The sequence below is a fragment of the Kitasatospora dryopteridis genome (assembly GCF_050749075.1).
In the GTDB taxonomy this organism is placed as follows: domain Bacteria; phylum Actinomycetota; class Actinomycetes; order Streptomycetales; family Streptomycetaceae; genus Kitasatospora.
This window is the reverse complement of the sequence record NZ_CP192749.1, coordinates 2,304,856-2,317,973: the sequence shown is the minus strand read 5'-3', so window position 1 is coordinate 2,317,973 and position 13,118 is coordinate 2,304,856. Positions and strand designations below refer to the sequence as shown.

Here is a 13,118-nt window from a genome sequence, read left to right as displayed (position 1 = left end):
TCGCCGGGTGAACGCTCAGTCCACCCGGCGGACCAGGTAGGCCGTGCCCCGGTCCGCGCCGTACTGCGCGGCCGGGGCCTCGCCGAGGTACTCCTGCTCGCGCATGGCGCACCAGGCCGGGATGTCCAGCCGGGCGGCCTCGTCGTCGGCGAGCACCACCACGGTGCCGCCGGGCGGGACCTCGCCGATCCGCCGGGCCAGGTCGATCACCGGCAGCGGGCAGCGCTTGCCGAGGTCGTCCAGCACCAGCGTCTCCGCGTCCTCCTCCGCCGGACCGTCAGCCGCCCCGGCCGCCCCGTCGTCCGCCGGCTCCTCCTCGGCCGTCGCCGCTGCTGCCGAGGGCGCCGGCAGGTCGAGGCCGAGTGGCGCCCGCACCCCGGAGACCAGCTCCGGCAGTACCGCGAGGAACCGCTCCACGTCCTCCTCCGCGGCCCCGAACGGCAGCGAGACCCGCACATTGCCCTCGGTCAGCACCCCCATCGCGGCCAGCACGTGGCTCGGTGTCAGGGTGGAGGAGGTGCAGGAGGAGCCGGAGGAGACCGCGAAGCCCGCCTTGTCGAGCTCGCCGAGCAGCACCTCGCCGTCGACGTAGAGGCAGGAGAAGGTGACGATGTGGGGCAGCCGCCGCACCGGGTCGCCGACCACCTCGACCTCCGGCACCAGCTCCGGCACCCGGGTGCGGATGCGTTCCACCAGCCCGTGCAGCCGGGCGTTCTCCCGTTCCGCGTCGGCGCGCACGGCGCGCAGCGAGGCGGCGGCGGCCACGATCGCCGGCACGTTGACGTAGCCGGGCACCCGTCCGCGCTCCCGCTCGTCCGAGGGCAGCGGGGAGGCGTACCGGACGCCCTTGCGGACGGCGAGCACGCCGACGCCGGCCGGCCCGCCCCACTTGTGGGCGCTGGCCGCCAGCAGCGACCAGCCGTGCGGGACGGGCAGCCGCCCGGCGCTCTGCGCCGCGTCGACCAGCAGCGGGATGCCGACGTTGCCGCACAGGTCGGCCACCTCGTCGACCGGCTGGACGGTGCCGACCTCGTGGTTGGCGCTCTGCAGCACGGCGAGCGCGGTGGTGTCGCGGAACCGGGCGGCGAACCGGGTGGCCTTCACCCGTCCGTTGCGGTCCACCGGGACGACCGACACCTCGCCGCCCTGCGCCTCGTGCAGTTCGGCGGTGTGCAGCACGCTCGAGTGCTCGACGGCGGAGTGCACCAGGTGGGCGCCGCGGCGGCGGTTGCCGCGCAGGGCGCCGAGCATGCCGAGCTGAACGGCCTGGGTGCCGCTGGCGGCGAAGGAGACCTCGTCCGCCCGGGCGCCGAGCTCCGCGGCGACGGTCTCGCGTGCGGCGTCCAGCAGCATCCGGGCCTGCCGGCCGGAGCGGTAGAGCCGTGCCGGGTCGGCCCACCCCTCGTCGATCGCGGCGTTCAGCGCCTGCCGGGCGACGGGGTGCAGGGGTGCGGTGGAGGCCACATCGAAGTACGACACCCTTCCACGCTATCCCCGCTCGGCGGGTCGACGTGCAGGCGCCCGATTTCGCCGTGTTCGTCCCGTCCGACGGGCCGTCACCCGCGTGTCGCATCCGGGTCCCCCGATCGGGCGTGCGACCCTCGAATGCCCGCCATGACCTGGGCCTACGGACCTGCCGGGGCTGATCGGGTAGGCGGGCGGCGCGTTAGCGGGGGCTGCTCGTGAGTGCCGCATAAGGATGGAGTAGCGTTTGGCCCGCATAAGCATTCAAACCGTGCCCGTGGCCGGGTCGCCGGGGAGGCGAACAGCACTCCCGGAGGCGGCGCGATCGCGGGCGAGACTTCGGGAAGGCGCTACGTGAGTCCCAACGGCTCCGACCGCTCGCCGCGGCGCACGATGCGGCGGAAGCTGCCTCAGGCGCTGGCACTGGGCCTCGTCATCGCGACCGCCACCGGCTGCTCGGCCAACGACCTCCCCAGGCTTGGCCTCCCCTCGCCCGTCACCGAGGAAGGCCCCCTGGTCCTCCACATGTGGCAGGGCTCGTGGATCGCGGCGCTGGCAGTGGGCGCACTGATGTGGGGTCTGATCCTCTGGAGCGTGATCTTCCACCGGCGTAGCCGCACCAAGGTGGAGATCCCCGCTCAGACCCGGTACAACGTGCCCATCGAGGCGCTGTACACCGCGGTCCCCCTCGTCATCGTCTCGGTGCTCTTCTACTTCGTCGCCCGTGACGAGGCGGTACTGACCAAGGTCAGCGCCAAGCCGCAGCACGTGGTGAACGTGGTGGGCTTCCAGTGGAACTGGGCGTTCAACTACGAGAACACCGAGATCCCGGACCCGGCGAACACCAACGCCGCGTACGACGTCGGCACGCCGGCCGAGGTGCCGACCCTGTACCTGCCGATCAACGAGTCGGTGGAGTTCGTCCTCACCTCCAACGATGTGATCCACGACTTCTGGCCCGTCAACTTCCTCATGAAGATGGACGTCGTGCCGGGCGTGGTGAACCGGTTCGAGGTGACCCCGACCTCCTTCGGCACCTTCGCCGGCAAGTGCGCCGAGCTCTGCGGTCAGGACCACTCCCGGATGCTGTTCAACGTCAAGGTCGTCACCCACGACCAGTACGAGCAGCACCTGAAGGAGCTTCGGGCCAAGGGCCAGTCCGGCGCGGTGCCCTCCGGCCTCCTCGGTCCCGCCGAGCACACGGGAAGTGAAAAGAAGTGACCATCCTCAACGAGCCCGCCGCGGCCGGCGGGGGCGCCGGGGGCGTCACGGCCGGCAAGAGCGCCCGTGTCGGCAAGCGGGGCAACGCGATCGTCAAGTGGCTCACCACCACCGACCACAAGACGATCGGCACGATGTACCTGGCGACCTCGTTCGCCTTCTTCCTGATCGGCGGCATCCTCGCCCTGGTCATGCGCGCCGAACTCGCCCGTCCGGGGACGCAGATCCTCTCGAACGAGCAGTTCAACCAGGCGTTCACCATGCACGGCACGATCATGCTGCTGATGTTCGCGACCCCGCTGTTCGCGGGCTTCGCGAACTGGATCATGCCGCTGCAGATCGGCGCCCCCGACGTCGCCTTCCCGCGTCTGAACATGTTCGCCTACTGGCTCTACCTGTTCGGCTCGATCATCGCGGTGGCCGGCTTCCTCACCCCGCAGGGCGCCGCCGACTTCGGCTGGTTCGCCTACTCGCCGCTGTCCGACGCCGTCCGCTCGCCGGGCGTGGGCGCCGACATGTGGATCATGGGCCTGGCCTTCTCCGGCTTCGGCACCATCCTCGGTGCGGTCAACTTCATCACCACCATCATCTGCATGCGCGCGCCCGGCATGACGATGTTCCGGATGTCGATCTTCGTCTGGAACGTCCTGCTGACCGCCGTGCTGATCCTGCTGGCCTTCCCGGTCCTGGCCGCCGCCCTGTTCGCCCTCGAGGCGGACCGCAAGTTCGGGGCGCACGTCTTCGACCCGGCCAACGGTGGCGCCATGCTGTGGCAGCACCTGTTCTGGTTCTTCGGCCACCCCGAGGTCTACATCATCGCGCTGCCGTTCTTCGGCATCGTGTCGGAGATCGTCCCGGTCTTCAGCCGCAAGCCGATGTTCGGCTACTCCGGCCTCATCGCGGCCACCATCGCGATCGCCGGCCTGTCCGTGACCGTGTGGGCCCACCACATGTACGTCACCGGCCAGGTGCTGCTGCCCTTCTTCTCCTTCATGACCTTCCTGATCGCCGTCCCGACCGGTGTGAAGTTCTTCAACTGGGTCGGCACCATGTGGAAGGGCTCGCTCAGCTTCGAGACCCCGATGCTGTGGACGATCGGCTTCCTGGTCACCTTCCTCTTCGGTGGCCTGACGGGTGTTCTGCTCGCCTCCCCGCCGATCGACTTCCACGTCTCGGACTCGTACTTCGTCGTCGCCCACTTCCACTACGTGGTCTTCGGCACCGTCGTCTTCGCGATGTTCGCCGGCTTCCACTTCTGGTGGCCGAAGATGACCGGCAAGATGCTCGACGAGCAGCTCGGCAAGATCACCTTCTGGACGCTGTTCATCGGCTTCCACGCCACCTTCCTGGTCCAGCACTGGCTCGGTGCGGAGGGCATGCCCCGCCGCTACGCCGACTACCTGGCCTCCGACGGTTTCACCACGCTGAACAGCGTCTCCACCGTCGGCTCGTTCCTGCTCGGCCTGTCGATCCTGCCGTTCCTCTACAACGTCTGGAAGACCGCCAAGTACGGCGAGAAGATCGAGGTGGACGACCCGTGGGGCTACGGCCGCTCGCTGGAGTGGGCGACCTCCTGCCCGCCGCCGCGGCACAACTTCCTCACCCTGCCGCGCATCCGCTCGGAATCCCCGGCGTTCGACCTGCACCACCCGGAGATCGCCGCGCTGGACTACCTCGAGAACCACGGTGAGCAGGCCAAGCACTTCGCGGGCGTGACCCCGGCGCAGTACGACCGTCCGCAGCTGGGCAAGTCCAAGAAGGAGGGCGACGCCTGATGAAGGAGCAGGGCAAGATCTTCGGCGGTTTCGCCGCCTTCATTCTGATCATGGCCATCGTCTACGGTCTGTGGTCGAAGGAGCCGGCCGGTACCACCGCGCTGTTCCTGGCGTTCGGCCTGTGTGCCTTCATCGGCTACTACCTGGCCTTCACCGCCCGCCGGGTCGACAGCGGCGCCGGTGACAACCCCGAGGCCGAGGTCGCGGACGACGCCGGCGAGCTGGGCTTCTTCGCCCCGCACAGCTGGCAGCCGCTCTCGCTCGCGGTCGGCGGCGCGCTCGCCTTCCTCGGCGTGATCTTCGGCTGGTGGCTGCTCTGGTGGTCGCTGCCGATCATCCTGGTCGGCATCTACGGCTGGGTCTTCGAGTTCTACCGCGGCGAGGACCAGAACCAGTAAGGTTCCGGCACGTCGGAGCAAGGGCCGGGCACCCCCTCGGGGGGCGCCCGGCCCTCGCGCGTTCCCCGGGCCGCCCCACGATCTCTCACCCGCCTGGTGCAACGGCCGTCCCTCCCGGGGTGCTGACGGCTCCCGCTCGTTCCTAGGCTCTGGTACATCGTCGGGAGACCTCGGAGGCACCGGTGAACGGTTGTCGGAGACTCGCACACGGCCGGGCCGGCATAACGGCCCTCATCCTGCTGGCCCCGATCGCGGCCTGCTCGTCCGGAAGCCCGGACTCGGCCGTCGGGCCGGTGACCCGCATCGTGGACGCCGCACCGCTGGTGCGGACCCCGTCCGGCGAACGGGTCGACCCAGGAAAGCCCTTCACGGTGACCGCCGAACCCGGCAGCACCCTCACGGACGTCACCGTCTCCGGCCCGGACGGCCGCCTGGTGGCCGGCAGCCTGTCGGAGGACGGGCGCAGCTGGCAGACCACCGGGAAGCTGCGGGCCGGCACGGCCTACACCGTCCGAATAGCCGCTGACGACGGCAAGGGCGGCCGCGGCGAGACCACCTCCTCGTTCAGCACGCTGGCGGCGCAGAACCTGCTCACCGCCCAGCTCGGCCCGGACTCCTCCGGCAGCGGCGTCTACGGCGTCGGCCAGCCGCTCACGGTGAAGCTCTCCGCCCCGGTGAAGGACCCGGCGGCCCGCCGCGAGGTCGAGCAGGGCCTCACGGTGACCTCCCAGCCCGCCGTCACCGGCGCCTGGTACTGGGTCGACGACAGCAACCTCCACTTCCGCCCGCAGGAGTACTGGCCGGCCAACGCCACGGTGAAGCTGTCCTTCGACCTCACCGGCATGCCGGTCTCGGACGGCCTCTACGGCGGCGAGCCCAGCAGTCTCTCCTTCCGCACCGGAGACCGGGTGGAGGCCGTCGTGGACGCGGCCTCGCACCAGCTGACGTACCGCCGCAACGGCGAAGTGGTCCGCACCATCCCGGTGACCACCGGCAAGCCCGGCTTCGACACCCGCAACGGCATCAAGGTCGTGCTCGGCAAGGAGGCCAGCGTCCGGATGAGCGGCGACACGATAGGCATACCCTCCGGCAGCGCCGACTCGTACGACCTGCAGGTGGAATGGGCCACCCGGGTGACCTGGAGCGGCGAGTACGTGCACGCGGCCCCCTGGTCGGTCGGCTCCCAGGGCCGGGCCAACGTCAGCCACGGCTGCACCGGGATGAGCACCGAGAACGCCAAGTGGTTCTACGACAACACCCGGGTCGGCGACATCGTCCAGGTGGTCAACAGCCTGGGCCACGAGATGGAGCCGTTCGGCAACGGCTTCGGCGACTGGAACATCTCCTGGACGGACTACGTGAAGCACTCGGCGACGGGCGGTCAGATCTCCACCGCCGGTGCCACCGAGAGTGCCGCCAGGGCCTCCGGGGACATGCAGCCCCAGCTCTGACCGCCACCCCGCCGGGCCTCATCCCCGGAAGGCGACCTGGAGGGCCGTGTCGACCGCGGCCAGCGCCTCGTCCCGGGTGAGGCCCAGCCGGTGCACCCGCTCGGCGAACTCGGCGGCCGCCGCCGCGGCCAGCCGGTGGGCGCTGTCGCCGGTCGCGGCGATCGTCGTGCCGCGCCGGCCGTGCGTCTCCACCACGCCGTCGGCCTCCAGCTCCCGGTAGGCCCGGGCGACGGTGTTCGCGGCCAGGCCCAGCTCCTCCGCCAGTGCGCGGACGGTCGGGAGCTTCAGCCCCACGGGCAGTTCCCCGCTGCGGGCCTGCTCCGCGATCTGGCTCCGCACCTGCTCGTACGGGGGAGTGGCGGCGGTGTGATCGATGCTCAGCTGCACAGGGCCATTGTGACAGGGCACCGGGCGGTGCCGGGCCCTCCGCGGCCCGCGCGGACAGGGAAAGGCCGAGGGCCCCTGCCGGATTCGGCAGGGGCCCTCGGACCGTGGCGATCAGTACGGGATCAGTGGTGGCCGTGGCCGCTGGTGATCTCGTGGTGCTCCTCGGCGGTCGGCTTGGCGATCTGGGCGCCCTCGCCGTAGAAGGCCCCGGAGAGCTTGGCGCGGGTCTTCGCGATGCGGCCGACCTTGCGGGCGACACCGTTCTCGTCGACCTCGGCCGGCAGCTCGATCGGCTGCGGCTGCTCGTGCGCGGTGAGCTTGTACAGCTTGTCCTGCGGGAGCTGCTCGTGGACCTCGACGAACTCGCCGTGCGGCAGGCGCTTGATGATGCCGCTCTCGCGGCCGTGCAGCACCTTGTCCTTGTCGCGGCGCTGCAGGCCCAGGCACCACCGCTTGGTGATGAAGAAGACCAGCACCGGCACGACGAAGAAGCCGACCCGGACGAAGTAGGTGATCGAGTTGATCGACAGGTGCAGGTGCGTCGCGATCAGGTCGTTGCCACCGCCGATGAGCAGCAGCACGTAGAGGCTGATCCAGGCCGCACCGAAGCCGGTGCGGACCGGCGCGTTGCGCGGGCGGTCGGCGATGTGGTGCTCGCGCTTGTCACCGGTGACCCAGGACTCGAGGAACGGGTACAGCCAGATGACGGCCAGGACCAGCGGGAAGACCATCAGCGGGATGAACACACCCAGGTTGAGGGTGTGGCCCCAGGCCCGGATCTCCCAGCCCGGCATGACGCGGATCAGGCCCTCGGAGAAGCCCATGTACCAGTCCGGCTGGGCGTCGGTGGACACCTGGTCGGGGCGGTACGGGCCGTACGCCCAGATCGGGTTGACGGTCGCGATCGCCGAGGCGGCCGCGATGACGCCGAACACCAGGAAGAAGAAGCCACCGGCCTTGGCCATGTAGACCGGCATCAGCGGCATGCCGACGACGTTCTTCTCGGTGCGGCCGGGGCCCGCGAACTGGGTGTGCTTGTGGTAGAAGACCAGGATCAGGTGGGCCACCAGCAGGCCCAGCATGATGCCCGGGATCAGCAGCACGTGGATGGTGAAGAACCGCGGCACGATGTCGGTGCCGGGGAACTGACCGCCGTACAGGAAGAACTGGAGGTAGGTGCCGACGATCGGCACCGCCAGGATGGCGCCCTCCATGAAGCGGATGCCGGTACCGGACAGCAGGTCGTCCGGCAGCGAGTAGCCCATGAAGCCGTCGAACATGCCGAGGAAGAGCAGACCGGCGCCGAAGAGCCAGTTGATCTCGCGCGGCTTGCGGTACGCGCCGGTGAAGAAGACGCGCATCATGTGCACCAGCATCGCGGCGACGAAGACGATCGCCGCCCAGTGGTGGATCTGGCGGATCAGCAGACCGCCGCGCACCTCGAAGCTGATGTCCATGGTCGAGGCGTACGCCTCGGACATCCGGATGCCGTTGAGCGGGGCGTACGAACCGTGGTACACGGTCTCGGCCATGCTCGGCTGGAAGAACAGCGTCAGGTAGACGCCGGTCAGGATGATGATGATGAAGGTGTAGAGGCAGATCTCGCCAAGCATGAAGGACCAGTGGTCCGGGAAGATCTTGCGCAGGTTGGACTTGGCGAGGGTGTAGATACCCAGCCGTCCGTCCGTCCAGTCAGCGGCAGCCTCGAACTTGTTCGCGGGCTTGGCGCGGGTGCTGGCCGGCTTGGAGGCGCCGCTGTTGGCGCTGTTCGCGGTGCTCACGGCCGCTCCCAGTAGCTCGGGCCGACGGGCTCCTGGAAGTCGCCGGTGGCGACCAGGAAGCCCTTCTCGTCAGTGGTGATCTTCAGCTGCGGCAGCGGGTGGCCGGCCGGGCCGAAGATGACGCGCGCGCCGTCCGCCAGGTCGAAGGTCGACTGGTGGCAGGGGCAGAGCGCGTGGTGCGTCTGCTGCTCGTAGAGGCTGATCGGGCAGCCGACGTGGGTGCAGATCTTCGAGTAGGCGAGGATGCCCTCGAACCCGAGCTCGGCGGAGTTCTTGTCCTTGATGTCCTCCGGCGCGATGCGGACGATCATCAGGGCGTCCTTGGCGATCTGCTGCTGGAAGAACTCCTGGTCCTCCTCCAGGCCCTCGGGCTTGGCGAAGGTCAGCGAGCCGACCACGATGTCCTCGGGCTTCATCGGCTCGTTGGTGTTCATGTTGATCAGCGGCAGCGGCTTGGCCGGGGTGGCCACGCGCCAGCCGGTGTGCGCCAGCTTGTCCTCGGGCAGCGGGCCGAGGTCGCGCAGCAGCACGACGCCGGACAGCGGCACCAGGGCCATCGAGCCGATCAGGGTGTTGCGCAGCATCTTGCGGCGGCCGAAGCCGGACTCCGCGGCGCCGGTCCGGAACTGCTCGATGACGTCGGCACGCAGCTCGTCGTCGGCCTCGATCGGGTGGCGCTCGGCCGGGATCTCGTGGTCCGACATCAGGGTGCGCGCCCAGTGGACGGCACCCGCACCGATGCAGAAGAGCGCCACACCGAGGGTCATGCCGAGCGCGAAGTTCAGCGCGCTGACGTGGCCCAGCGGGAAGATGTAGACGATCTTGTCGATGTCGATGGCCACGTACGAGGCGATGAACCCGACGGTGGCGAGCATCGAGACGATGAACAGCAGGGAGACCTGCCGCTCGGCGCGCTTGGCGGCGCGCTCGTCGATGTCGGTCCGGCGCGGCTCGTGGGCCGGCAGACCGGGGTCGGCGAACGGGTCGCCGTGGACGGCGACCTCGTGCCCTTCGGAGCCGTGCGGCTCCGGCAGCTTCTCGTCAGACATCTCGTGGCTCATGACTTCTTGGCCTTGGTGGTGTGGGCGGCGACCCAGATCGCGGTCACGATGAGCGCACCGAGGGCGAAGATCCAGCCGAACAGACCCTCGGTCACCGGACCGAGGCTGCCCAGGGACAGGCCACCGGGGTTGGGCTCGTCGTTGGTGTGGCTGACCCAGGCCACGATCTGCTTCTTCTGCTCCTCCGGCATGGTGGTGTCGGGGAACGACGGCATGTTCTGCGGGCCGGTCTGCATGGCCTCGTAGATGTGCTTCGGGGAGGTGTTCTCCAGCGTCGGGGCGTACTTGCCCTTCGTCAGGGCACCGCCCTTACCGGCGAAGTTGTGGCACTGGGCGCAGTTGGTCCGGAAGAGCTCGCCGCCCTTGGCCACGTCGTTCGGGTCGGTGGAGGTGTACTGCTCCTTGGTCGGAGCGACCGGGCCGGGGCCGAGCGAGGCCACGAAGGCGGCCAGCTGGTCGATCTGCGCCTGGGAGTAGACGACCCTCTTCGAGGGCGCCTGGGCGCCGCTCTGCTGGGCCGGCATGCGGCCGGTGCCGACCTGGAAGTCGACCGCGGCGGAGCCGACGCCGACCAGGCTGGGGCCGTCGGAGGTGCCCTGGCCGTCGAGGCCGTGGCAGGAGGAGCAGCCCACGGCGAAGAGCTTCCTGCCCTCGTCGATCGCGAGCGACTGCGCGGAGGTGTCGGCCTGCGCCTTCTCGGCGGGCGCGAACGCGGCGTACAGCCCCCCGGTGGCCGCCAGGGCGAGAAGTAGGACGACCAGCGCCGCCAGTGGGTGGCGCCGTCGTGCGGAGAGCTTTTTCACGGATTAACCCCGGTGTCAGGATCTGGTCGGCTGGGTGGCTGCGCCCGAGGGGCCGGTCTGCTCGGGGCCGGTACCCGGGTCGGGGCGGACTGGTCGGCGGGGCTCCCGCTCGGGGCGGGTGCTCTCCGGCCGGCGGCCAGCGACCTGATCAGCCTTTACTTGATCAGGTAGATGGTCGCGAACAGGCCGATCCACACGACGTCGACGAAGTGCCAGTAGTACGACACGACGATCGCGGCGGTGGCCTGCTCGTGCGTGAACCGCCTGGCGGCGTACGTCCGCCCCAGGACCAGCAGGAAGGCGATCAGACCACCCGTCACGTGCAGACCGTGGAAGCCGGTGGTCAGGTAGAACACCGTGCCGTACGGGTCGGAGGACAGGGTCAGGCCGTCCACCTTGACCAGCTCGGTGTACTCGAAGACCTGGCCGCCGATGAAGATCGCACCCATCACGAAGGTGATGTAGAACCACGAGCGGAGCTTCTTGACGTCACCGCGCTCGGCGGCGAACACGCCGAGCTGGCAGGTGAGGGAAGAGAGCACCAGGATCGTGGTGTTCACCGAGGAGAACGGCACGTTGAGGGCGTCCGCCTTCTCGGTCCAGAACTCTGGGCCCATGACCGAGCGGAGCGTGAAGTACATCGCGAACAGGGCCGCGAAGAACATCAGCTCCGAGCTCAGCCAGACGATGGTTCCGACGCTGACCAGGTTCGGCCTGTTGACCGCTCCGTGCGCGTGTCCGGTTTCTGTTGCTGTTGCTGTCGCCACGACGGACATTATGTCGGTCCCTTATTCCGTCTTCACGCCGGGGGTGCTCCTCGGAGTGTCCGGTGCGTGAGGTAGGCCCCCCTGGTTGCGACCTGCCGGAACGCGCCGCGCCCGGCCGTCGGGCCGTCCGTTTTCTGACGGTTGTTCGATACGGGTGACCCCGGGTACCCCGAGCGGGTGAGATCCGTGCGCGGCGACTTGAGAGAGATCGCGTCAGGGGCTCACCGGAAGCCGCCCTCCGGAGTAGCATCCGAAGACGGACGTGGCCCGGATCACACTGGGCCGTTCGGCGCGGCACATATAAGAGGACGAGCACCCGGGAGCAGGGCCCATGGCGCACACGACCGACGAGACGCTCACCGTTCTCGTCTACAGCGACAACCGCAACACCCGCGAGCAGGTGACCCTGGCACTCGGCCGCAGGCCCGCCGCGGACCTCCCGGCCGTGGAGTACCTGGAGTGCGCGACCACTCCGGCCGTGCTGCGCGCCCTGGAGAAGGGCGGCATCGACCTGTGTGTGCTCGACGGCGAGGCCGTCCCGGCCGGCGGCCTCGGCCTCACCCGCCAGCTCAAGGACGAGATCTACGGCTGCCCGCCCGTCCTCGTGCTGATCGGCCGGCCGCAGGACTCCTGGCTCGCCGCCTGGAGCCGCGCCGACGCCGCCATCGCCCAGCCCGTCGACCCGGTGGCCCTCGCCGAGGCCGCGGCCACCCTGCTCCGCGCCCGGATCGCCAAGCGGACGCCCGCCCACCACTGACCGGGCACGCGGCGACCACCCGTCTCACCAGGAGAGAAGGGACGGCGGGATCGGCGCGGCCGCCCGCCGCCGCTCGCTAGGCTGACTCCGTCCCCTGTATCGGCGCACTACCGATGAGAGCTGGAGTCGGCCATGGTGAACGTGAACCCTGCGAACGGCGGCGAGGACCCCGTGCAGGTGGTCCGCACCTGGCCGGACGTCCTGTCGGCACTGCTGCGCGGCGAGGACCTCGCAGAGGCGGACACCGCCTGGGCGATGGACCAGATCATGAGCGGCGAGGCCTCGCCCGTCCAGGTGGCCGGCTTCATGGTCGCGCTGCGGGCCAAGGGCGAGACCGTCGAGGAGATCGCCGGCCTGGTCGACGCGATGTACGCGCACGCCGAACCGCTGCACATCCCCGGCCCCGCCGTCGACATCGTCGGCACCGGCGGCGACCGCGCCAAGACCGTCAACATCTCCACCATGTCCGCGATCGTCGCGGCCGCGGCCGGTGCCAAGGTCGTCAAGCACGGCAACCGGGCCGCCTCCTCGGCCTCCGGCTCCTCCGACGTCCTGGAGAAGCTCGGCATCAGCCTCGACCTCGGCGCCCGGCGGGTCGCGGAGGTCGCCGAGGAGGTCGGCCTCACCTTCTGCTTCGCCGCGAAGTTCCACCCCGCGATGCGGCACGCGGCCACCGCCCGGGCCGGCCTCGGCGTGCCCACCGCCTTCAACATCCTCGGCCCGCTGACCAACCCGGCCCGGGTCACCTCGCACGCCGTCGGCTGTTTCGACACCCGCCTCGCCGGGCTGATCGCCGGCGTCCTCGCCCGCCGGGGCGCCTCCGCCCTGGTCTTCCGCGGCGACGACGGCCTCGACGAACTCACCGTCTGCACCACCTCGCACGTGTGGATCGTCAAGGACGGCACCATCACCGAGACCTCCTTCGACCCTCGGGACGTCGGGCTGGAGCTCGCCGGGATCGAGGCGCTGCGGGGAGCGGACGCCGAGTTCAACGCCGGCGTCGCACGGCGGCTGTTCGCCGGCGAGAAGGGGCCCGTCCGGGACGCCGTCCTGCTCAACACGGCCGCCGCACTCACCGCACTCGACCTCACGGACGCCCCGCTCACCGAGCAGCTCGCGGCCGGCATGGAGCGGGCGGCCGCCGCCATCGACTCGGGCGCTGCCGAGGCCACGCTCGAGCGCTGGGCCGAGGCGACCAGCAAGTAGGGCGAGCCGGGACTGCTGAGTGGCAAGCCACTGAGGGGCGCGTGGGG

General features: G+C 70.0%; 12 protein-coding genes. 6 read left to right on the top strand and 6 right to left on the bottom strand.

Going from position 1 to position 13,118, the window contains the following annotated elements; genetic code table 11:
• Positions 1-15 precede the first annotated feature (15 nt).
• On the bottom strand, positions 16-1,479 hold the full coding sequence (locus ACQ614_RS10520; protein ID WP_431678198.1) for a cysteine desulfurase/sulfurtransferase TusA family protein: 1,464 nt from the start codon (positions 1,477-1,479) through the stop codon (positions 16-18).
• Positions 1,480-1,818: 339 nt separating this feature from the next.
• Between ACQ614_RS10520 and ctaC the strand changes: the two genes are divergently transcribed.
• The 4 genes from ctaC (at position 1,819) to ACQ614_RS10500 (ending at position 6,309) form a co-directional block, all read left to right on the top strand.
• Positions 1,819-2,685 carry an aa3-type cytochrome oxidase subunit II gene (gene ctaC / locus ACQ614_RS10515; RefSeq protein WP_431678196.1) on the top strand — a complete coding sequence of 289 codons (867 nt, stop codon included), beginning with the start codon at positions 1,819-1,821 and terminating at the stop codon, positions 2,683-2,685.
• Positions 2,682-4,460 (top strand): aa3-type cytochrome oxidase subunit I, encoded by a 1,779-nt coding sequence (gene ctaD, locus ACQ614_RS10510; protein WP_431678195.1) that lies wholly within the window; start codon positions 2,682-2,684, stop codon positions 4,458-4,460. Before ctaC ends, ctaD begins: the two co-directional genes overlap by 4 nt.
• On the top strand, positions 4,460-4,858 hold the full coding sequence (locus ACQ614_RS10505; protein WP_431678193.1) for a cytochrome c oxidase subunit 4: 399 nt from the start codon (positions 4,460-4,462) through the stop codon (positions 4,856-4,858). Before ctaD ends, ACQ614_RS10505 begins: the two co-directional genes overlap by 1 nt.
• 182 nt (positions 4,859-5,040) lie before the next feature.
• Positions 5,041-6,309 (top strand): Ig-like domain-containing protein, encoded by a 1,269-nt coding sequence (locus ACQ614_RS10500; RefSeq protein ID WP_431678192.1) that lies wholly within the window; start codon positions 5,041-5,043, stop codon positions 6,307-6,309.
• An 18-nt stretch (positions 6,310-6,327) separates the two neighbouring features.
• On the opposite strand, the gene ACQ614_RS10495 is transcribed toward ACQ614_RS10500, so the two are convergent.
• The 5 genes from ACQ614_RS10495 to ctaE form a co-directional block, all read right to left on the bottom strand.
• Complete coding sequence (locus tag ACQ614_RS10495; RefSeq protein ID WP_431678190.1) at positions 6,328-6,696, bottom strand: GntR family transcriptional regulator; 369 nt, start codon at positions 6,694-6,696, stop codon at positions 6,328-6,330.
• A gap of 122 nt (positions 6,697-6,818) precedes the next feature.
• Positions 6,819-8,477 carry a cytochrome bc1 complex cytochrome b subunit gene (gene qcrB / locus ACQ614_RS10490; RefSeq protein ID WP_431678189.1) on the bottom strand — a complete coding sequence of 553 codons (1,659 nt, stop codon included), beginning with the start codon at positions 8,475-8,477 and terminating at the stop codon, positions 6,819-6,821.
• On the bottom strand, positions 8,474-9,526 hold the full coding sequence (gene qcrA / locus ACQ614_RS10485) for a cytochrome bc1 complex Rieske iron-sulfur subunit (protein ID WP_431678188.1): 1,053 nt from the start codon (positions 9,524-9,526) through the stop codon (positions 8,474-8,476). The genes qcrB and qcrA overlap by 4 nt, the downstream gene beginning before the upstream one ends.
• A gap of 8 nt (positions 9,527-9,534) precedes the next feature.
• On the bottom strand, positions 9,535-10,341 hold the full coding sequence (qcrC, locus tag ACQ614_RS10480; RefSeq protein ID WP_431678187.1) for a cytochrome bc1 complex diheme cytochrome c subunit: 807 nt from the start codon (positions 10,339-10,341) through the stop codon (positions 9,535-9,537).
• Between the two features lie 155 nt (positions 10,342-10,496).
• Positions 10,497-11,117 (bottom strand): aa3-type cytochrome oxidase subunit III, encoded by a 621-nt coding sequence (gene ctaE / locus ACQ614_RS10475; RefSeq protein WP_431678186.1) that lies wholly within the window; start codon positions 11,115-11,117, stop codon positions 10,497-10,499.
• 322 nt (positions 11,118-11,439) lie between these two features.
• Between ctaE and ACQ614_RS10470 the strand changes: the two genes are divergently transcribed.
• On the top strand, positions 11,440-11,865 hold the full coding sequence (locus tag ACQ614_RS10470; RefSeq protein ID WP_431678185.1) for a hypothetical protein: 426 nt from the start codon (positions 11,440-11,442) through the stop codon (positions 11,863-11,865).
• 132 nt (positions 11,866-11,997) lie between these two features.
• Positions 11,998-13,071: an anthranilate phosphoribosyltransferase gene (gene trpD / locus ACQ614_RS10465; RefSeq protein ID WP_431678184.1), complete on the top strand. Its 1,074-nt coding sequence runs from the start codon at positions 11,998-12,000 to the stop codon at positions 13,069-13,071.
• Positions 13,072-13,118: the final 47 nt, after the last annotated feature.

What these genes read in the sequence shown, in the direction of transcription:
- ACQ614_RS10470 (WP_431678185.1), top strand. Translation starts at nt 11,440, where the DNA reads ATGGCGCACACGACCGACGAGACGCTCACCGTTCTCGTCTACAGCGAC.
- qcrA (WP_431678188.1), bottom strand. Translation starts at nt 9,526, where the DNA reads ATGTCTGACGAGAAGCTGCCGGAGCCGCACGGCTCCGAAGGGCACGAG.
- trpD (WP_431678184.1), top strand. Translation starts at nt 11,998, where the DNA reads ATGGTGAACGTGAACCCTGCGAACGGCGGCGAGGACCCCGTGCAGGTG.
- ACQ614_RS10505 (WP_431678193.1), top strand. Translation starts at nt 4,460, where the DNA reads ATGAAGGAGCAGGGCAAGATCTTCGGCGGTTTCGCCGCCTTCATTCTG.
- ctaE (WP_431678186.1), bottom strand. Translation starts at nt 11,117, where the DNA reads ATGTCCGTCGTGGCGACAGCAACAGCAACAGAAACCGGACACGCGCAC.